Raw genomic sequence first — 20,329 nt, forward strand, 5'->3', positions numbered from 1 at the left:
CGCTTATGATAACAAAACATCAACTGTTTAGCATGATGATACTATTTGAAATCGGCAGCACTACATTGTTTGTTTTAGGCATCGGAGCCAAGCAGGACGCATGGATCGTCATTTTGCTTGCCACACTCGCCGGTCTTTTACTGCTGTGTATTTATTTCCTGTTACAAAAACGGCACCCCGGAAAAGGAATCGGTGAGATGCTGTTGGACATCTGCGGGCCGATCATTGGGTTTCCGCTGGTCGTTCTTTATGCAGGTTATTTTACGTATTGTACAAGTATCAACCTTCGAGATTTTTGTGAGCTGGTATCCATCACGCAGTTGGAATATACGCCGCTTCCGGTTATCATGGTCATTATCATCCTGCCCATATTTTATCTGCTCTACTGCGGCGTATCATCCCTGGCAAAATTATCGGAAATCTTATTTACGATTTTTATAATATCTGTGGCTACCATTTATATCCTGGTGATCGTATCCGGCATTTTTCATCCGGGTTTCCTTTTGCCGGTGCTTTCCAATGGCTTTTTCTCGTTATTTAATATGGATTTGGTCAAGACGATCGAATTTCCATACGGTGAAATCGTCGCCTTTCTGGCTTTGTGGAAATTCACGGAAAGCCCGTCGCAATATAGGCGATCTTCCGTCAAGGCAATCCTTTGCACGGGCGCGTTTTTGGTGATTACCGACATTTTTATCCTCTGCACCTTGGGGGCGGATTACGCGGCCATTTCTACCATTCCGCTTTTTAAAGTCATCCGATTGATCAACATCAAAAACATCATCACGAATTTAAATGCCGTGGGCGTGGTGCTGATTTTTATAGGCGGCTTTTTTAAGATCTGCATATTCTTTTTCGCGGCGGTTCTCACATTGGAGCCCATTTTGAAGATCAGTCGGAAAATAATCATTCTGATCGTCGGCGCGGTTGTTTGCACCAATACGTTGAGCATCCCCGGCTTTCTCCAGCACGTCTGGGCTTCCAATTATGTACGCACACCCTATGTGCACGGCCTCTTTCAGATTGCAATCCCTCCTGTTCTGCTTTTGGCCAGTCTTGCAAAATCTCCGGAGAAAAAAAAGCGTGAACAGCATTCCACGGATGTTTTCCCTTCATAAAAGCGGCCCTTCCGTCTCCACACCAACATCCACGGCTAATGCCGCATGCAATGTTCCCCCCTGCGGGCCAGCCTGTAAGGCCAGCCCGCAGGGGGGAACGTTTTTGGCAATCCGAAAACATACGTGCAAACGGATTCAGACCATGGGCACGCCCCAGATCTCTTGCGCATACTGCAAGATGGTGCGATCACTGGAAAACATCCCGGCGTTGGCCGTGTTCAGAAAGCATTTTTTCGTAAAGGCGGCGCGGTTCTGCGCGTAATCGCGGTTGACGCGCAACTTGGTATCCATATAGGCGTGGAAATCGTGCAGCACATAATACTGGTCGGCACGGTTCCATGTTTTTTCGGTCAACGAGGCAAACAGTTCCTCGAACATGCCGGTTTTGCCGTCGTCCAGCGTGCCATCAAGCAGCGTATCCAGCAGGCGCTTGATGCGCGCGTCGGACCGGTAGATGGCTTTCGGGTCGTAGGACGTCTCCAGCGCGGCAATTTCTTCCACCCTTGCGCCGAAGATGTAGTTGTTTTCCTCACCGGCCTGCCCGACGATCTCCACATTCGCCCCATCGTAGGTGCCCAGCGTAACCGCGCCGTTCAGCATGAATTTCATATTGCCCGTGCCGGATGCCTCGGTACCCGCCGTGGAAATCTGCTCGGATACATCGGCCGCCGGTGTCAGCTTCTCCGCGTAGGACACATTGTAGTTCTGCACGAACACCACTTTGAGCCGATCACGCACAGCCGAATCGCCGTCCACCAGCCGGGCGATCTCATTGATGAATTTAATGACGGCTTTCGCGCGGAAATAACTCGGCGCGGCTTTTGCGCCGAAGATGAACGCCGTGGGATAAAAGTCCCGGATGCGTCCGTCCTTCATGCCGAAATAGAGATCCAGAATGGACAGCGCGTTGAGCATCTGCCTCTTGTATTCGTGCAGGCGCTTGACCTGGATATCAAACAGGAAAGACGGGTCGAGTGAAACACCCTCGGCCTTTTGGATATGGGCCGCCAACTGCTGCTTCTTCTCCAGCTTGACAGCGGCGAACGCATCCAGCACGGCAGAGTCGTCCTGATACGCTTCCAGCCCTTTCAGTTTGGAGAGGTCGGTCAGCCAGCCGTCACCCACCTTTTCGGTGATGAACGCCGCCAGCTCGGGGTTGGCCAGTGCAAGCCAGCGCCGCTGCGTGATGCCGTTGGTCTTGTTGTTGAACCGCTCCGGCCAGAGTGCATACCACTCGCGCAGGGCCGTGTTTTTGAGAATCTCGGTGTGAATGCCGGCCACCCCGTTGATGGAATGGCCCGCATAGATGGCCAGGCGCGCCATGTGCACCAGCCCGCCCGAGAGGATGCGGTACGGCTCCTGCGCGGCGCCTTCGATCCCCCGCGCGAGCAGGTCGCGGCGCAGACGGTCGTTCACCATCACAATATAGGGGTACACGTCCGGCAGCACCGACATGAACAGCCGGGCGTCCCATTTCTCCAGCGCTTCCGCCATAATGGTGTGGTTGGTGTAGGCAAACACCCGCTCCGCGATGGAAAACGCCTTCTCGAACGGCAAGGCTTCCTCACCCGCCAGGATGCGCAGCAGCTCCGCGATGGACACGGTGGGATGCGTATCGTTGAGCTGTATGGCGTATTCCTCCGGCAGATGAGAGAAATCGCTGCCATGCGTCCGTTTATACGCTTTCAGGATGGACCGGATGGACGCGCTTGAGAAGAAATATTGCTGCTTGAGCCGCAGGCGCTTACCGGCTTCCGTGTCGTCGTTGGGGTACAGAACGCTGGAAATGGCTTCCGCTTCGTTTTTCTCCCGGTAGGCTTCATCGTATTTCTGCTCGTTGAACAGGGTGAAATCGAACGGCTGCAGCGGCTCGGCCTGCCACAGGCGCAGTGTGTTGACGGTCTTGCCGCCGTAGCCGATCACCGGCATGTCATACGGCACCGCCCACACCGTCTGGTCGCCGAAGCGCACCTGCACCTTTTCCGTCTCGCGCCGCACCGACCACGGATCGCCGAAGCGCTGCCAGTCGTCCGCCGTCTCGCGCTGGAACCCGTCCTCGAACGTCTGCTTAAACAGGCCGTATCGATACCGGATGCCGTATCCGTCCAGCGCAACACCCTGTGTCGCCGCCGAATCCAGGAAACACGCCGCCAGGCGGCCCAGCCCGCCGTTGCCCAGTGCGGCGTCTTCAATGTCTTCAAAAACCGTGATGTCCGTTCCCTTTTCTTTCAGCCAGTCCGCGGTCTCCCGCAGCAGGCCGAGGTTGAGCAGATTGCTGTAGATCATCCGCCCGATCAGAAATTCCGCCGAAAAATAGCAGGCACGCTTGCCGGGCTTTTCTTCCTTCCATGCCGGATCGGCAGCCTCCACAGCCGCTTTGGACACCGCATTGTAAAGCTCCGCCGTGGTCGCCTGCCCGGGCTTTTTCCCTGTTTCCAACGCCAGAATCGATTCGATGCTGCTTGTGTACCTGCTCATACTCTCTGCTCCTTTACTGCTCCTCGCATTTGTTTGGAACGGACGATCCGGGATGCTTCTGCGGTTCCGGAGGCTTGAAGCGGGCATATGTTTCGGCCAGATGGCGTATACGGTCTGCCAGTTCATCCGAAAGCTGCCCCGGCAGCACCCGCCACATCCAGTTGCCGCCTATGGTGGACGGGCAATTCATGCGCGCGCCATTGTCCAGCTCCAGGAAGTCCTGCATCTGGAAGATGACGGTGTCCGCCACGCTGGCGTACGCCGCACGGACGAGCGCCCACGGCAGCTCCCCGCGCCGCCGGACATTGAGATACGTTTTGGCGAACGCGAGTTCTTTTCTTTTTTGGTGTTTGAAAAAGCCGACGAGCGTTTCATTGTCGTGCGTGCCACCGTAGACGATGCAGTTGTTTTCAAAATTGTGCGGCAGATTGGGGTTTTCCGTCCCGTCGTCAAACCCGAACTCCATCAGCTTCATGCCCGGATAGCCTGCGGCCTGCTTCACACGGCGCACGGCCGGTGTGACCGCCCCCAGGTCTTCGGCAATCACCCTGGCGGCTCCCAGCACCGGGCCAAACGCCGCGAGCAGCGCCTTGCCCGGGCCGGCCTTCCAGACGCCGTTCATGGCGGTGCCGTCCTTGGCCGGGATGGAATAGTAGCGCACGATCCCGATGAAATGGTCGATGCGGATAACATCATAGAGCTTCGCAGAGGCGCACATCCTCTGCTTCCACCAGGCGAACCTGTCCCGTCCCATCACGTCCCAGTCATACAGCGGGTTGCCCCAGAGCTGGCCGGTGGCGGAAAACATATCCGGCGGAACACCCGACACCGCGACCGGACGGCGGTCCGCATCCAGTTGGAAGAAGCGGCTGTTCACCCACACGTCGGCGCTGTCCATCGATACATAGATGGGGATATCCCCGATGATCTGTACGCCGTTTTTATTCGCGTACGCTTTGAGCCGGTTCCATTGTTCATAAAATTTGAACTGGCAGAAGGACCAGAACCCGATCTCCTGTTGCAGGTCTTCGACACAGGCCGCCACCGCTTCCGGGCGGCGCAGGCGGATATCATCCGGCCATTCCACCCACGACCGGTTGCCAAACTGCGCCTTGATGGCCATATAGGCGCTGTAATCCGGCAGCCATGCCTCGTTTTCCTCGCAAAACAGGCGGTAGGCTTCCGTGGAAGCGTGCCGGCTGCGTACATAGGCCTGTTTGAGCAAAGCGAACCGTGCCTCGAACTGCTTGCCGTAATCGACCTGGGAAGGAACGCCGCCCCAGTCGGGCGTTTCCGCCTCCGCGTCGGTGAGCAGTCCTTCCTCTATCAGGATATCCGGGTCGATGAAATACGGGTTGCCCGCAAACGCCGAAAAGCTCTGGTAGGGGCTGTCTCCATAGCTGGTGGGGCCGAGTGGCAGCACCTGCCAGTAGGTCTGCCCCGCTTTTTTGAGAAAATCCACAAACTCGAACGCCGCGCGCCCGAACGTGCCGATGCCATAGGGCGACGGCAGGCTGCTCACCGGCAGCAGGATGCCCGCACCGCGCGCAAGCGGTTTTTGTTTTTTTAGCCGCATGGCGCACCCACTCCCTTCTTACTTTTGCTTTCTTTTATGTAAAATACAAACCGGCACACGCCATGCGGTCGGCCCCGTCTGCGTCCTTCAGGCGGACGCACGCACGACGAGCCGGGTCGGGACGATCGTGTGCGAAGGCCCGGACCGGTCTTTCTCCTGAAGCTGGCGGTACAAAAGCCGCACCGCTTCTTCGCCCAGGGCGCAGGCGTTCACATCCACCGTCGTCAGCGGCGGGCGGTAGTATTCGGAGAGCGGCACATTGTTGAAACCCGCGACGGAAACATCCTGCGGCACCCGCACGCCCTGCTTTGCCAGCACGTCCATAGCCGCAAGCGCCTGGAAATCGTCGGCGGCAATGAGCCCGTCGAACGGCACGCCGCACCGCAGCAGTTCTTCCGTCAATACCCGCTCATCTCCTCCCATGAACTGACCGTCCACCACCAGGCGTTCATCAAAAGGAAGACCCGCTTCCCCCAGCGCTTTCCGGTATCCTTCATACCGGTCTTTGGTCACGACGATGTTCGGCGCAAGCCCGACGAACGCGATGTGCCGGCGGCCTTTGGCAAGGAAGTGGCCCGCCAGGCGGTAACCGGCCTCCAAGTTATCGCTGTCCACCCAGTTGATGCGATCCTTCCACGCATCCGCAGGGCGCCCCACCATGGCCAGCGGGAACTGCGCGGGATATACGCTTTCCCAATCGGTCGAATCGGTACGCGAAATCATCAGGATAGCACCTTCCGTCACACCGCCGTTGGCAAAATCATGAAGCCTGTTTCGTTCTTCTTCCTCGCTGCCGGCGCCGGAAAGCAGAATGGAATATCCACATAGCTGCGCCTGCATGGTGATGCCCCGCAGCAGCTCGAAGAAAAACGGGTGCTGGAAAACCCGCTCGCTTGCACCCGGCAGCAACACGCCGATGATGTTGGTGGAACGCCGGACCAGCGAGCGCGCGATGATGTTCGGATGGTAATCCATCTCGCGCATCACTTTCCGCACCTTCTGGCTGGTTTTGGCGCTGATAAGCGGGCTGCCCGCGATCACGCGGGAAACCGTGGACGGCGTGACGCTGGCGGCTTTGGCGATATCCTGAATGGTTACGCGCATCGATTTCCTCACTTTTGGGCAGATCGGCCTTGGAGACGGTGGCTTTATCGCAGCACAGTGCAAACGTTTGCATAAGCCACCGCTCGCATTCTATGACCCCTGTGATCCATGCTGTGGCCATTATAACAGGTTCTTTTGCGCATTGCAAGCGCCGCCCATAACTTTCAAACAATCCGGTTTGTTTTTATGTATTTTACATACGGTTCTGTCGGTATTTTTATAGAGATATGCCGATACACACCAACGCGACCCGGCTCCGACACAAGGCCGAAAACTCACTTGCGGCTGGTGGAAATACGCCAAAAACAGGACAAGAAGCGCCCGGCTCCAACCCCCCCTTCCCGGAAGGTTCCATCCAAACAGGCACATGACCGCCGCTTCTCCAGCATACGAACCACTTCAACAGAATCCTGCATTTTCCGCACGAAAATTCTTGACATCCATTTTACAATATGGTATGATGTTCAAGCGCCGTTTTGAACGGTGCACTGAACATCTGAATCTTGCTGGTGTAGCTCAGTTGGTAGAGCAGCTGATTTGTAATCAGCAGGTCGGGGGTTCAAGTCCGTCCACCAGCTCCAGGCGTACGCCGCCTGCCGCGCACATACAGGCAGGACAAACTGCATATCGTTCATGGAGGGATTCCCGAGTGGCCAAAGGGGGCAGACTGTAAATCTGTTGTCGGAAGACTTCGATGGTCCGAATCCATCTCCCTCCACCAGGCGGTGTTTTACCGCACCATAAGGCGCATCTGCAATAGCGGATGCGCCTGTTTGTTTTGTCCTTTTCATTCACCGGCCCCCAATCCGCAGCGAGCGTGACCTCCGCACACCCTGTTTCCCCATCCGTACAAAAGCGCCCGATGCCTGGCAGCCGGAACCCGGCACTGCCGCGCATTGGGCGTTTTGGTTTACCATGTCGGACAAATTTCTCTATTTTCTTGGAGTTTATTTATTCTGGCAAACAAACCATCTGGACGTTCGGGGAATATATACAGCATGCTAAACAAATCTTCACGGCGCACAAGGTTCTCCCCTGCGGGTCACCAGTCTTCGGAATCCGGCTGGCCGGGGTCGGTTTCCTCCAGCAGACCGAATTTCATCCGGATGCGCTCCAGCTTTTTGCAGAGCGGCCTTTCCAAAACAAACAAAAAAAACGCGGTCGCCGCACCCAGGATCGTATCGAACAAAAAACCGGACGCATAAGCCGCCAAAAGGAGCTGCCAAGTGAAACGGCTGGTAAACGCGGAAACCGACCAGACGTCAATGATCAGTCCATACAGATATCCCGAAAGAAATCCAAACAGGCAGACGCTCCAGCGGTGCCGGAGCCAGCCGGAACGACGCAGCAGCCCCGCCAGAAACCCGATCATGCCGCAGCAGAACATCTGCCAGGGCGTCCACGGCCCCTGCCCGAAAAACAGGTTGGAGGCGAGCATGGCCACCGCCCCTGTTAAAAAACCCGCTTCCGGCCCAAACGCAAAGGCGGTGATGATCACCACCGCGACAATGGGCTTGAATTGCGGCAGCGCGGCAAATGCCAGTCTGCCCGCAGCCGCCACCGCCGCCATGACCGCGATGGGAACCAGTTCCCGCGCTTTTGGTTTTCGCTTTTCAAACACCAGAAAAAACGGCAGCATCGAAAGCAGCAGCACAACCGGGCTGACGACGGCATAGGTGCGGTTGCCCAGCGCCACCCCTGCCGCCAGCATGCATGGTATGACCACCAGCAGCAGAACCGAGGCCACTTTCAGCCGCAGGGAGTTTCGCTTGACCGACATCTTTGCACCACCTCCTCGCATGTGACCGCATCCGGAAAGACCCGGCGGGCGATGCGGTTGGCCGCCGAGGTGTAGAAATTGTTGCCCGCGAAAAACGGGACCGGAGCGTCCTCGGAAACCACCGTACCGTTGAAAAACAACAGACAGCGGTCGGCAAAGGATGCCGCGAACTCCACATCGTGGGTCGCCATCAAAATGGCCGTCCCCTGCCCCGCCAAGCGCCGGAGCACAGCGGCAAACGCCTGCTTGAACGGGGCGTCCAGCCCTTTGGTGGGCTCGTCCAGCAGGATGACGCGCGGGCCGCGCAGCAGCAGTTTGGCAAACGCGGCCTTCTGCTGCTCGCCGCCGCTCAGGTCATAGGGGTGCCGCTCCAACAGAGCTTCCAGTTCCATCTCCCTCACCACGTCCGCAAGCCGTTCGCCGTCGTCCGCTTCGGCCAGATCCTCCCGCACGGTGTCTTTCACAAACAGCAGCTGCGGGTCCTGCGGCAGCATCGCCACGACGCCGCGGTACTGCTCCGCGCCGCCGTATGCCGTGCTTTTTTCCCCGAGCAGTTCCAGCGTGCCGCGGTGAGGCCGGTGCAACCCGGCGATCGTTTCCAGCACCGTGCTCTTGCCCACGCCGTTTCCGCCGAGCAGACAGGCGATCTGCCCGCCGTACACCTTCATCGAGGCACCCCGCAGTACATCCCGCCCCTTTTTGTCATATCGAAACCAGACGTCCCACATCCGCACGGCGGGAATCGCCTTGCCGTCAGCCTGCGTTTTGGACGGCACACCTGCTTCAGTTCCCTGCACGGCGGGCACTGGGCAATGCCGCTGCAGCCAGCGGCTGCCCTCCCGGACCGTCAGCGGACACTCCCCTGTGCCGCCCGCCCCGGCATAGATGCGCGCGGCCGCCGGGAACCCCGCAAACAGCGCATGCTCCGCCCCGCCGGAAGCAAATGCCTCCGCCACCCGGCGGGGCGTGTCGCAGCAGAGGAGCCGGCCGCCGTCCATCACGGCCACCCGGTCTGCCATGGGGAACACCTCTTCGAGCCGGTGCTCGGTCAGCACCACCGTCACCGCAAGCGTGCGGTTGATGCGCCGCACCGTTTCCAGAAAATCTGCGGCGGCAATGGGGTCGAGCTGGGCGGTCGGCTCGTCCAGAATCAGCACGCGCGGCTGCATCACCATCACCGAAGCGAGATTGAGCATTTGCAACTGCCCGCCGGAGAGCGTGCTCACATCCCGGTCGAACCACTCTTGAATGCCGAAAAAACTGGCCATTTCCGCCACACGGCGCCGGATGACAGGCGTAGAAAGCCCCAGGCTTTCCAGTCCGAACGCCAGTTCGTGCCACACCTTATCCGTCACCGTCTGATTCTGGGGCTTTTGCAGCACAAACCCAATCTCCGCGGCCGCTACGCGCGCGTCCAGTTCACGCAGCGCCCTGCCGTCGTACCGCACTTCGCCGCGCACCCGCCCGAACGGGGTCAGCTCACGCTTGAGGTGCCGCACCAGCGTGCTTTTCCCCGAACCGGACGCGCCGCACAGGAGCAAAAACGCACCTTCCTCGATCTCAAGGGAGATGTCGTCCAGTGCGCGGCCGGCCTGTTTGGGATAGCGAAAGCTCAGATGGTCGATTGCAAGGAGCGCCATTTCCATTCCCCCCATCCTTCCAGCCCCGCAGGCAGGAAACAAAGTACGCCGTAAGCCGCCGCCACCGCCGCCGTGGCCGGACCCGACGTCCATTTCACATATGGGTAATACTGCACATAGACCGTGCCCGTCAGTTGCCCCAGCACACAGGCCGCCACGGCGGCCGCGATCACCGCCAGGCAAATCGCGTCCCGTCCGCAAAAACGGAAGATGGAAAACGCCGTCCGTCCAGGCAGGCCGTAGCCGCGTGCCTTCATGGAATCGGCGGTTTCCACCGCATTTTCCAGCGCCCAGGTGATGAGGATAGATAGGATGCGCATCCCATTGCGCGCCCGTTTCCAGAGATTTCCCGCACCCGTCCCCATCCCGATGGCGGCCTGCGCACGGGAAATGCGGCCGATCTGCGTTTTGAATCGCGGAATCAGCCGCAGAGTCATCGACAGCAGCAGCGCAAGCGACGGAACCGCCCGGCCGAACAGATACAGAAACTCGTCGGATGTGAATACCTCGTTGCAGCAGAAGAACCACAGCAGCATCGCGGCCAGCATCACGGACGCTGCCGCTCCGAACAGCACCGCCTCCAATGTGACGGGGTTGTCATGGATATAAAACAGCATCGTCATGCCCTGGTGGACGAACAGCGGATTAAGCACCGCCACCGCCGCAAGCATCGGCAGCGTGAACAGCAGGCTGAACCGCAGCGCCCGCGCGCGCCCGAGCAGCACCGCATACAGCATGGCGGCTGCGAACGACACCCCCAGAAACACCGGATGCATAAGCAACAGCGTGCAGATGACCACCGCCGCAAAAAATGCGAAATGGACGAGGGGATGATAGGACTGGAAACGGTTCATCATGATCTCCTCAGTTGGCGGCACCGATGTCGTGGCCGAGGTCGCAGGTGTAGGCAAAGAGCACCGTGTCTCCGCTTTTGAGCGTATACTGCGACACCCCATAGCCGGGGAACGTGCCGTTGACCGCATAGTCCCATCCACTGAGCGGCCCCGCGTCGAACTCATAGAGGTTGTTGATGCCCTCGATGTATTCGCCTGCGGCCGAACCTTTATGCTCCATCTGGATACCGTTTTTTTCGCAGACGGACACAAGCAGGTCGTAGACCGTCGCACCCGGCTTGACCGCCATGGAAGTTTCCGGCAGAATGACACCGTTTGCAGGCACCACGCGGTGGTCCTGCTTGTTGGCGGAAAGGCTGCTCCAATTCTGCACGGCCGTGTCACAGCGGATGGAGATGTTCACCCGGATGGTCTGCGGGGCGGGCGCAGAGCTCACCGGCATTTTCGGCGCGGACGAGACCGGCGCGCTTGATGCCGGCACGCTTGATGCCGGCACGCTTGATGCCGGCACGCTTGATGCCGGCACGCTCGAAACCGCCGGCGGCGCAGCGGACGACACCGCATCCGCCTGCACCTGCGCGAGCAGGTAGGGACCCGTGTTTTCGGATACCCGGATGGTGGCGGCACCGTTCACCACCTGCGCCGTGCCCGCCTGCCACAGGGCGCCGGGCTTCCCGGCGTAAAACGGATAACTGCCGTCCGCCCAGCCCTTTCCCACCGTGATGCGCAGGGAGGCCGCGCCGGGATAGCTTCCCTTTTGCTCGAGCGTAATCTGCCCGTAGGTCTGTGCGGTATCCGTGCCGTTCGGTGATACCGTCACCGGTTTATAGGAAATATGCAGATCAGCTTCGGCCGGTTTGCGGATATCCGGCCCGACGAATGTCCACGAATAGGAAACGCCGCCGCTCTTGCCGTTGTAGATAGCGATGCCTCCGCTTTGTTGCAGCCGCTGGAAATCGGCTTTGCGGACCACGCCATTCGCCGGGACGGAAGCAACCGTCGTCCTGCTTCTGGTGTTTGCGGTGCAGCCCGCAAACACCGCGGTGCAGGCGACCAGCAACGCGAACCAGATGGCCATCACGCGCTTTTTCAAAACATCATCCCCATAATCTGTCGGCCTTCGAGTTTGCAAATAAAAAAGGCCGCGCGCGGCGGCCCCGATGCTTCCCACGCTTTTAGCGCGGGAAGCAAGCAGCCGCCTTTCCTCCGAAAGAAGCTCTGTTCCACGCGATGCGGCAGGTCTCCTGACTCGAATTCTTCCGCCGCCCCGGCCTTCCCGATCTCCCGGTGGCACAAACGGAGCGTTGTCCTTCTCACAGTAGCGGAGGCTGTCACGGTTTCGCACCGTGTTCCCTTGTTTCCCGCATGCACGCGCATGCGACCGCATCGCTTGATTCTGTTTTTTATCACTCAGGCTGTATGCGCCGTTCAGGCTTCGTAGGCGCGCACCCGAAATTTGGCACCGATGGACGCGGCGATGGCGCGGCTCTCCTCGATCTGCGCGGGAGTGAGAAGGTCGAGCACCGTCATCGTCACCGACGGGATATACCGCATGCAGTCTCTGGCATAGGCCAGCACGGCGTCATACGCCGCGCGGCCGAAATCGCTGCGGCAATAGTGCTGATAGGTCGCGGCATCCGGCGCGTTGAGGCTGATGGACACCGCATCCGCCAGGCCCGCCAGCTCTTTGGCGGTTGCCCGACCATGGATAAGGTCGGCCAGTCCGTTGGTATTGATGCGCACCGGCAGCCCCGGCGCTTTTTCCTTGGCTCTCCGGATCACGTCTTTCACGGCGTCCAGCCGCTCCAGCGGTTCGCCGTAGCCGCAGAACACCAGTTCTTTATATTTGGACAGATCGTTGGCAAAGATGGCGTCCACGATCTCCTCTACGGACGGCTCGCGCTCCAACCACAGGCTGCCCGATCCATACGCGCCGTCTCCCTCGTTGCGGATGCAGAACGTGCAATGGTCGGGGCAGCGATTGGTCACATTGACATACAGCCCGTCATGTACCGGATATGTGATGGTCATACGGTCTCCTCCCCTCGGTTGATGCCAAACAGCTCGCGCGCGTTTCTCGCCGTCACCTGTGCGGTCTCCTCCGCGGAAAGCCCCATCATCTCGCCCATGCGGGCCAGCGTATGCGTCAGCATGGAGGAATCACAGCGCCGGCCGCGCAGCGGCTCGGGCGCCATATAGGGGCAGTCGGTTTCGCAGAGCACACGGTCATGCGGCAGGGTTTCCAGCACGGCGCGCGCCTTTTTGTTGTTCTTAAACGTGACAGACCCCGTAAAGCCGAGGTACAGCCCCAACTTGAGCAGCTCGCGCGCGGTCTCGGCGCTGCCGGAATAGCAATGCACCACCCCGCGCGGACGGTATTTCTGCAAAAATGCCAGCGTGTCGGCATGCGCGTCGCGGTCGTGCACGATGACCGGCAGGTCCAGTTCTCTGGCCAGCTCAAGCTGGCCGGCAAACCATTTGTGCTGGAGCTCGCGCGGGACATCCCAGTGATAGTCCAGCCCGATCTCCCCGATGGCGGCCACCGGAAAGGATTCCGCCAACCGCTTGATCTCCGCCAGGTCACCCGAGGCGGCGTCCGCCGCCTCTTCGGGGTGGATACCCACCGCCGCGTGACAGAACGGATACGCTTTAGCCAGCTCCACACAGGCGGCGCTGTCAGCCGCCGTCGTGCCCGCATTGAGCACATCGGTCACGCCCGCGGCGGGCAGACCGCCCAGCACGGCCGCACGGTCGGCGTCAAACGCATGGTCGGCATAGTGCGCGTGTGAATCAAAGATTTCCATATTATTACCGGACCTTCGCGCCGGAAGGAATAGCGCCGTCCACAAACAGTACACGCGCGGCGGCACCGTCGTCGGCCGCCAGAATCATCCCCTGGCTCTCCACCCCGCAGAGTTTGGCGGGCGCGAGATTTGCGACCAATATGATTTTTTTACCGGGCAGGTCTTCCGGCGCATACCATTGCGCGATGCCCGAAACCACCTGGCGCGCTTCGCCGCCCACATCCAGTTCCAACCGAAGCAGTTTTTTCGATTTTTTAATTTTTTCGGCGGCTTTGATCTCGGCCACGCGCAACTCCACTTTGCCGAACTCGTCGATGCCGATGCGCGCCACGCCCGCAGGCGCGTCATCCGCTTTCTTCGCGTCCGCTTCGGCGGTCGGAGTTTCCGCCGGGCCGGGCGTGATCTGCGCCAGCGCTTCCAACTCAGCCGGAATGTCCAGCCGAGGGAACAGCGCCGCCCCTTTTTGCACACGCAGGCCGTCGGGCAGCACATCGAACCGTGCGGTGTCCGACCAGTCGGGCACGCCTTCAGGCAAGCCGAGCTGTCTTCTGATCTCCGCCGCGGTAGCGGGCATGAACGGCGCGATGCAGACGGAGATCAACCGCACCGATTCGCAGAGGTTGCGCAGCACCTGCGCCAGCCGGGGCTTATCCGCCTCGTTTTTGGCCAGTATCCACGGCGCGGTCTCATCAATGTATTTGTTGGTGCGGGAAACAAACTTCCAGATATCCGCCAGCGCGTTGGAAAACTGGAACGCATCCATATCCGCTTCCACGGCTTTAGCCGTTTCGGCCGCCAGCGCACGCAACTTGTCGTCGAACGGGCCGGATTCTCCTGCGGCGGGCAATACGCCGCCGAAATACTTCTCCACCATCGCCACCGTGCGGGAAACGAGATTGCCCAGATCGTTGGCCAGGTCGGCGTTGATGCGGCCAAGCAGGGCCTCGGTGGAAAACGTGCTGTCCGCCCCGAACGGGATCTCCCGCAGCAGGAAGTAGCGGATGGCGTCCACACTGTACCGCTTGCAGAGCAGCACGGGATCGACCACATTGCCCTTGGATTTGGACATCTTATCCCCGCCCAACAGCAGCCACCCGTGCCCGAACACGCGCTTGGGGAGCGGCTCGCCCAGCGCCATCAGGATAGCCGGCCAGATGATGGTGTGGAACCGCACGATCTCTTTGGCCATCAGGTGCACGTCGGCGGGCCAGTATTTGCGGTAGTCCGCATCGTTCTCCGTGCCGTAGCCCAGCGCGGTGATATAGTTGCTGAGCGCGTCGATCCAGACATAGATGACATGGCCGGGGTCGAAATCCACCGGGATGCCCCAAGTAAACGATGTGCGCGACACGCAGAGGTCCTCCAACCCGGGCTTGATGAAGTTGTTGACCATCTCGTGCATGCGCGAGGGCGGCGAGATGAACTCCGGATGCGCTTTGTAATGCTCGACAAGCCGGTCGGCATATTTGGAAAGGCGGAAGAAATAGGCTTCCTCCTCCGCCCGTTTCACCTCGCGGCCGCAGTCGGGACACTTTCCGTCCTTGAGCTGCGTCTCCGTCCAGAACGACTCGCAGGGGCGGCAGTACCAGCCCTCGTATTTGCCTTTATAGATATCGCCCTGCTCATACAGCCGCCGGAAGATCTGCTGCACCACTTTTTCATGAGCCGCGTCGGTGGTGCGAATAAACCGGTCATAGGATATATCAAGCAGCTTCCAGAGCGACTTGATCTCCGCCACGATCTCATCAACGTATGCTTTCGGGGTCTTGCCCGCAGCCTCAGCCCGCTCCTCGATCTTCTGGCCATGCTCATCCGTACCGGTGAGGAACAGCACGTCGTAACCCTGCATCCGCCGAAAGCGCGCCATCGCGTCCCCCGCCACCGTGGTGTAGCCATGCCCGATGTGCAGCGTGCCGGACGTGTAATAAATAGGGGTGGTGATATAATAGGTTTTTTTCATGGTGGACGCCTCCCGCTTTGCATGACGAACCCCACTCCCGCCCGAACCGGGCACGGCAGCCGGATTCCCATTCCTTTTATTATACCAACTGGGCGCCATAAATTCAACTCGCGCGCCAAACTCGGGCGCCCCAGCGTTTCCACGGGCTGTCTCGCGCCCGCAGCCTCCCCCTCCGGCATGCACACCCCGGGCCGGCGCAAATAAAAGACCGCCCCGTAAAACGGGACGGTCAAGTGCCGAAGGCGTGTCATTTTAACACATAGATGTTGACAGTTCTTTTCCCGAACGCATCGCATTGTGCCTGTGTCGGGAAAAAGAGATCGGTGAGGACGCCGCTTCCGTTGGACACAAACCCGCCGGTATCGGCTGCGACCGCGGTGCCGTAAACAAATGAGCGGTCGGGCGTGGCGATATACAGCTTGGTGCCATACGGGATCTTGTTGGGGTTTACGGCGACCAACCCTTTTGCCACCTGTTGCCCGGTGGCGGTGTAGGTTCCCTGCGCTTGCGTATAGGCGGTAGCGATCCCGGTGAACACGGTGGAATAAGCACCGGGGACGCCATCCGCCGCGCCGTCCACAGTGGTGGACTTGGCGGTTTTGGTCGAAACAGACGAACTAAGTGAAGATTTGAGGTTGAGCGGCGAGGCGGTACCGACGACGACCTGTTCGTTGACCGGCGATGTGGTGGAGCGGCCGGTCTCAGCCTGCTCCGCCAGCTTTCCGTCTACATATTTTAAACGTAGCGTCACTGTTTCGACGCCGTTCTGACCGGCCACGAGGACGTTGCGCGTGCCTTGCGCCAGCGTGGAGTCCTGCGTGGTCTGCGTCTGATACGGGATCGGGTTCTGCACGGTGCTCGTCTCATAGCGCACGCGCGTGACCGCGATGTTCATCCCGCGGGCGATTGCCTGATCGGGCTTCACACTCACGGTGTCGTCTGCGCCGAGCTTCACACCGGCTTTTTGCAGTGCGTCCGCCACCTTGCCGGTGGCGATCATGATTTCCTGTGTTTTCCCGTCCGCAGTAACCGGAACGGGGAAGGCCGTAAAGAAATCGATGCGGCCGTACTGGTTGTGGATACCCGTGAAGGTATACCGGTCGTCCTTGGAAAGGCGGATGCCGCTTTGCCGCAAAATCGCGTCCGGATCAGACCGGAACGTATAGATTGTCCGCGTACCGCTGCCGTCTGTGATCTGAATGACCTTGGTGTTGAGCACGACCGCCGTGATAGAGACGGACGCCAACGCGGCGCATAACAGAATGGCAAAGGTTCGGGTTCTGACAAGCGGCAGGATCCTGCGTCCCCATTGGGACGCGGTTTCCCGCGCGGTTGCCAGGCGGCTCAGCGACCACCGGATCTCCGGCAGGGGACTGGGGCCAAATTTCACGATTACATTGCTCCTTTTTTCCGTAATTCTTTGTTTCGGCACACGGAAAAACACGCCTACCCCCACGTTCTATATCTGTTATGTGCGGGGGTTTCGCCTATTATATTGCATGGCGGGGGGAGCTGTCAAGGCGGATTTGGCCTGAACAATCTGTTTTGTTTTGTCAAAATACGAAAAACAGAGGCAGAATATTGTCGAAAGAAACAAAAAAACGCACAAATCACGGAGCGTGATTGTACGTTTTTTAGATTTTTCACATATGAAAAAGCAAGCTCAGCGTTTGGAGAACTGCGGCGCACGGCGCGCGGCTTTCAAGCCGTACTTCTTACGTTCTTTCATGCGCGGATCGCGGGTAAGGAACCCGGCTTTTTTGAGGACGGGACGGAAATCCTCGCCCGCCTGCAACAGCGCGCGGGAAAGGCCGTGGCGCACCGCGCCCGCCTGACCGGAAACGCCGCCGCCCGCCACGCGGGCCACGATGTCGTAGCGGCCGAGCGTCTTGGTCACTTCCATGGGCTGGCGCACGATCAGTTTCAAGGTCTCCAGGCCGAAATATTCATCGATATCGCGGTCGTTGATGGTGATGCTGCCGGTGCCCGGATACACGCGCACGCGCGCGACAGAGCTCTTCCGGCGGCCGGTGCCATAAAAATACGGTTTCTCGTTATACATTGCCTTTCCCCCTTATCAAAGCGCCCAGACTTCCGGTTTTTGCGCGGCGTGCTCATGCTCGGTACCCTTGTAGACCCGCAGGCGGTCCAGCGCAGCACGACCGATCACCGTGGACGGGATCATACCCTTCACGGCAAGTTCGATCGCCTTTTCCGGATGCTCGGCCATCAGCGTGCGGTAGCGCACTTCTTTGAGGTGGCCAGTGTAGCCGGTGTGGTGCCGGTAATATTTCTGGTCAAGCTTGGAGCCGGTGAAAACGGCCTTCCCGGCATTGACCACGATCACATGATCGCCGCAGTCGAGATGCGGGACAAATTCCGGCTTGTGCTTGCCGCGCAGCAGCACGGCGGCCTCGGCGGCAAGGCGCCCCACCGGCTTGCCCGCCGCGTCAAGGATGTACCATTTGCGGGTGATATCCTTCGCTTTCGGCATAAACGTAGACATATCGCGTTCCTCCTGATAAAAACTGCCGCGCGACATCGGGCCGCGCGGCCTTTCATAATGATGCACGTTCTATTATATCCACCGCCGGGCGCAATGTCAAGAGAAAAATCCGAAGACCGTAATTTAGAACGGTTCAATCTTTTAAAATCGGCCTTTTCCTCCGTCATCCGTTCTGTGGCTCCCGCTTCATTTCAAAAAATCGTATTGACCATTCAGGGTGCATACCGCCGGTTCTGCCTGCCGAACGCCTTTTCCGCCTGCTTTTTTTCCGCGGCGGAAAGGGTGAACGCCCCGCTGTCACGCCAGGCGGGCAGCAGGACATCCACCCGTCCGCCGGACGCCGCCGCCTGCTCCAGCGCCCGCGTCTTGCTCAGCAGGTCATTCATGGAAAACGTCGTTTTGGCCATATCGAACCGATTGCCGAACGAATCCGGCGCGAGGTCCTGCGCGTTGCAGGTTTCCCGCAGCAGCGCCTGCAACACGGCGCCCTGCGCCGCCAGCCTGTCGGTCGGATCCGTATAGGCCGCATAGCCCGCGACAGCCTCCACCTTCATACCATTAAGGTGCTGAACTCCGCTGTCCGCCTGCACCTGCGCGCCATGTGGCACGCGGGCATCCACCGCCGCGGGCAGCGTGCAGTCCACGCCGCCGTTCAGATCGACCACCTGCGCAAACGATGTGCTGTCCTGCACCCAGTAATAGTCCACCGGCACCCCCAGAGTTTCCGCACAGGCGGCGGACGTTCGCGTGGGGCCGCTCCCGCCGAACAGATCCAACAACGTGCCGCCACGCACGGAGAGCGCCTCCGGCAGCGGCATCACCGTCAGGTGTTTGTCCGGCGCGTCCAGCCCGATGAGCGCAAACAAAAGCGGCGCGCCCGAATCGGGGTCTGTGAGTACAAACAAAAGATTGAACGAGTCGGAGGGTACAATTTCCAGCGAACGGGACGCCGGTTGCGCGGGCTGATACAAAACCGCATACAGTCCGGCCCCCGCCGCGAGCAACAGCGCCGCCGCCGTCAGCGCAAGCCATGGCCAAAATTGCCGGATACGAGCGGAAATCGCCTGTGCTTTCTGCATTTTCTTCAATATAATACACTCCCGGAAGAATCACATGATGGTTTTCCTTGCTTTCATTCTTGCCGGAAGTGTAAAAGCCATACATATATTATAATGAAAAAACACGGCCCAGCAAAAAACGCACCTGCCAGAAGCAGGTGCGCCGCAAGTCGCGGGATCGCTCCCGAAAGCCGTTATGGCAACGGTACGCCGCAAACATCCGAAAGCTCCACATAGACCGCGGAGAACCGGTCCTTGAGATAGCGTGCGCCATCCTGGGCCAGAAAGTCCGGCGCGTTGCCTGTTTTGCAGAGCGGAAGCGAAAACGCCACGTCGGTCCCCTCGCCCAGGCGGCTATGGATCGTCAGTGTGCCGCCGTGCTTTTCCACCACCGCTTTCACCAGCGCAAGCCCGATCCCATTGCCCGAAAACCCTTGGGCGTCCGCCATACGGAACCTGTCCTGTGCGGAAAGCACCGCCACGGTGGCCTCATCCATTCCCAGCCCGCAGTCGGACACCGTCACGATCACATTTTCCGCAGTCGCGTCCACCCGCACATGAATCCGATTTCCTTCTTTGGTGTAGCGGCAGGCATTGGAAATCAGGTTCAGAAACGCGCGGCGCAGGCGCACCGGGTCGAACGCTGCGCTGACCGGCTGCCGGGGCACCTCACAGGTCAGCGAAATGCCGATGCCGTCGGTCAGTACACCGGCCGCATCGCACAGGCCCCGGATGAACCGGGCGATGTTTCCGGTCTTCTTGTGCAGTTTGCCGTCCGCCATCCACAGCCGCCCGATATCAATAAAGTTTTCCGAAAACCGCATCAGGCGGTAACAATTCTGCATGATCAGCCGGAGATAATTCATGGTGCCGACGTCGGCGCCGATTTCGCGCGCGAGCAGGCCGAGAGTTGAAAAAATGATGGTAAGCGGCATCCTGTAACTTTTTTCGCCCATCCTCAAAAGACGTTCGGCCGTTTGACGCACGGAGGTATCCGGCGGTTCTTCCGGCCCGCCGCCCAGCACCTGGAACCCCACCGGCCTGTCCTCGTCCAGCACAGGCAAAAAAAGCAGCGAGCCGGCACCGTCCTGTATCCGTATGGAAAGCGACTTCCCGTTTTGCAGGGTCCGCACGATTGTTTCTTTCGGCAAACACGCCGGCCATCCATACCTTCCGCTCCCATCTTCCGGCAGCGGAATCTGCTGCGCAGCAGCCTGATTGCACCAGCAGATTTGCAGCGATGCATCCGTTAGCATGGCCGGAAATAAGGCATGGGCATAAAGGCTCTGCATCATATGCAAAACTGCGTCCAACTGCATTCCGCTCACACCCCTATTCGCTATTATATCATCTTCCTTCGCGGTGTAAACCATCCATGTTCCCTTTGGGAAGATTTCCGGCACAAGTTGCGTTCCCGAACGCCTGTGCGGCATTTCCGGCCACCGCACAGG

At 59.4% G+C, this 20,329-nt stretch carries 16 protein-coding genes, 2 tRNA genes and 1 riboswitch; of the genes, 3 read left to right on the forward strand and 15 right to left on the reverse strand.

Annotated features, from left to right (window positions below; all coding sequences use genetic code 11):
• Nucleotides 1–5: 5 nt before the first annotated feature.
• Nucleotides 6–1,118, forward strand: coding sequence for a GerAB/ArcD/ProY family transporter (locus tag ETHHA_RS13035; protein ID WP_013486424.1), 1,113 nt, complete (start codon nucleotides 6–8; stop codon nucleotides 1,116–1,118).
• Nucleotides 1,119–1,253: 135 nt separating this feature from the next.
• Here the strand turns inward: ETHHA_RS13035 and ETHHA_RS13040 are convergent, their stop codons facing one another.
• From ETHHA_RS13040 to ETHHA_RS13050, 3 genes are all read right to left on the reverse strand, one after another.
• Nucleotides 1,254–3,596 carry a glycogen/starch/alpha-glucan phosphorylase gene (locus tag ETHHA_RS13040; RefSeq protein WP_013486425.1) on the reverse strand — a complete coding sequence of 781 codons (2,343 nt, stop codon included), beginning with the start codon at nucleotides 3,594–3,596 and terminating at the stop codon, nucleotides 1,254–1,256.
• Nucleotides 3,597–3,609: 13 nt separating this feature from the next.
• Nucleotides 3,610–5,172: a 4-alpha-glucanotransferase gene (gene malQ / locus ETHHA_RS13045; protein ID WP_013486426.1), complete on the reverse strand. Its 1,563-nt coding sequence runs from the start codon at nucleotides 5,170–5,172 to the stop codon at nucleotides 3,610–3,612.
• Between the two features lie 87 nt (nucleotides 5,173–5,259).
• A complete protein-coding gene (locus tag ETHHA_RS13050) occupies nucleotides 5,260–6,276 on the reverse strand; it encodes a LacI family DNA-binding transcriptional regulator (RefSeq protein WP_013486427.1) in 1,017 nt (338 codons plus the stop codon).
• 505 nt (nucleotides 6,277–6,781) lie between these two features.
• Here ETHHA_RS13050 and ETHHA_RS13055 point away from each other — a divergent pair.
• Both ETHHA_RS13055 and ETHHA_RS13060 read left to right on the forward strand, forming a co-directional pair.
• Nucleotides 6,782–6,857: transfer RNA gene (locus ETHHA_RS13055), tRNA-Thr, on the forward strand.
• Between the two features lie 54 nt (nucleotides 6,858–6,911).
• Nucleotides 6,912–6,997, forward strand: a tRNA-Tyr gene (locus ETHHA_RS13060).
• Nucleotides 6,998–7,318: 321 nt separating this feature from the next.
• Here ETHHA_RS13060 and ETHHA_RS13065 read toward each other — a convergent pair.
• The 12 genes from ETHHA_RS13065 to ETHHA_RS13125 all read right to left on the reverse strand — a co-directional run bounded on the left by ETHHA_RS13065 (nucleotide 7,319) and on the right by ETHHA_RS13125 (nucleotide 20,029).
• Nucleotides 7,319–8,056, reverse strand: coding sequence for an ECF transporter S component (locus tag ETHHA_RS13065; protein WP_013486428.1), 738 nt, complete (start codon nucleotides 8,054–8,056; stop codon nucleotides 7,319–7,321).
• Nucleotides 8,026–9,702 (reverse strand): ABC transporter ATP-binding protein, encoded by a 1,677-nt coding sequence (locus ETHHA_RS13070; RefSeq protein ID WP_013486429.1) that lies wholly within the window; start codon nucleotides 9,700–9,702, stop codon nucleotides 8,026–8,028. Before ETHHA_RS13070 ends, ETHHA_RS13065 begins: the two co-directional genes overlap by 31 nt.
• Nucleotides 9,669–10,607, reverse strand: a complete 939-nt coding sequence (locus ETHHA_RS13075) for an energy-coupling factor transporter transmembrane component T (protein WP_198009333.1) — start codon at nucleotides 10,605–10,607, stop codon at nucleotides 9,669–9,671. Before ETHHA_RS13075 ends, ETHHA_RS13070 begins: the two co-directional genes overlap by 34 nt.
• The gene (locus tag ETHHA_RS14830; RefSeq protein WP_049776624.1) at nucleotides 10,561–11,643 is read right to left on the reverse strand and encodes a DUF4430 domain-containing protein; all 1,083 of its coding nucleotides are present in this window, start codon (nucleotides 11,641–11,643) and stop codon (nucleotides 10,561–10,563) included. The genes ETHHA_RS13075 and ETHHA_RS14830 overlap by 47 nt, the downstream gene beginning before the upstream one ends.
• A gap of 124 nt (nucleotides 11,644–11,767) precedes the next feature.
• Nucleotides 11,768–11,951, reverse strand: a riboswitch (cobalamin riboswitch).
• Between the two features lie 27 nt (nucleotides 11,952–11,978).
• Entirely contained in the window at nucleotides 11,979–12,581 is a 603-nt protein-coding gene (locus tag ETHHA_RS13090; protein ID WP_013486432.1) for a TIGR04100 family radical SAM protein, read from the reverse strand.
• On the reverse strand, nucleotides 12,578–13,354 hold the full coding sequence (locus ETHHA_RS13095; RefSeq protein WP_013486433.1) for a TatD family hydrolase: 777 nt from the start codon (nucleotides 13,352–13,354) through the stop codon (nucleotides 12,578–12,580). The genes ETHHA_RS13090 and ETHHA_RS13095 overlap by 4 nt, the downstream gene beginning before the upstream one ends.
• 4 nt (nucleotides 13,355–13,358) lie before the next feature.
• Nucleotides 13,359–15,413 carry a methionine--tRNA ligase gene (gene metG / locus ETHHA_RS13100; RefSeq protein ID WP_083803739.1) on the reverse strand — a complete coding sequence of 685 codons (2,055 nt, stop codon included), beginning with the start codon at nucleotides 15,411–15,413 and terminating at the stop codon, nucleotides 13,359–13,361.
• Between the two features lie 148 nt (nucleotides 15,414–15,561).
• A complete protein-coding gene (locus tag ETHHA_RS13105; RefSeq protein ID WP_013486435.1) occupies nucleotides 15,562–16,704 on the reverse strand; it encodes a G5 domain-containing protein in 1,143 nt (380 codons plus the stop codon).
• 273 nt (nucleotides 16,705–16,977) lie between these two features.
• Nucleotides 16,978–17,376, reverse strand: coding sequence for a 30S ribosomal protein S9 (gene rpsI, locus ETHHA_RS13110; protein WP_013486436.1), 399 nt, complete (start codon nucleotides 17,374–17,376; stop codon nucleotides 16,978–16,980).
• A 15-nt stretch (nucleotides 17,377–17,391) separates the two neighbouring features.
• A complete protein-coding gene (rplM, locus tag ETHHA_RS13115; RefSeq protein WP_013486437.1) occupies nucleotides 17,392–17,820 on the reverse strand; it encodes a 50S ribosomal protein L13 in 429 nt (142 codons plus the stop codon).
• Nucleotides 17,821–18,032: 212 nt separating this feature from the next.
• Nucleotides 18,033–18,899 carry an LCP family glycopolymer transferase gene (locus tag ETHHA_RS13120; RefSeq protein ID WP_242822128.1) on the reverse strand — a complete coding sequence of 289 codons (867 nt, stop codon included), beginning with the start codon at nucleotides 18,897–18,899 and terminating at the stop codon, nucleotides 18,033–18,035.
• A gap of 173 nt (nucleotides 18,900–19,072) precedes the next feature.
• Complete coding sequence (locus ETHHA_RS13125; protein ID WP_159033381.1) at nucleotides 19,073–20,029, reverse strand: sensor histidine kinase; 957 nt, start codon at nucleotides 20,027–20,029, stop codon at nucleotides 19,073–19,075.
• Between the last annotated feature and the right edge of the window lie 300 nt (nucleotides 20,030–20,329).

The organism is Ethanoligenens harbinense YUAN-3, assembly GCF_000178115.2.
Taxonomy (GTDB): Bacteria; Bacillota; Clostridia; order Oscillospirales; family Ethanoligenentaceae; genus Ethanoligenens; species Ethanoligenens harbinense.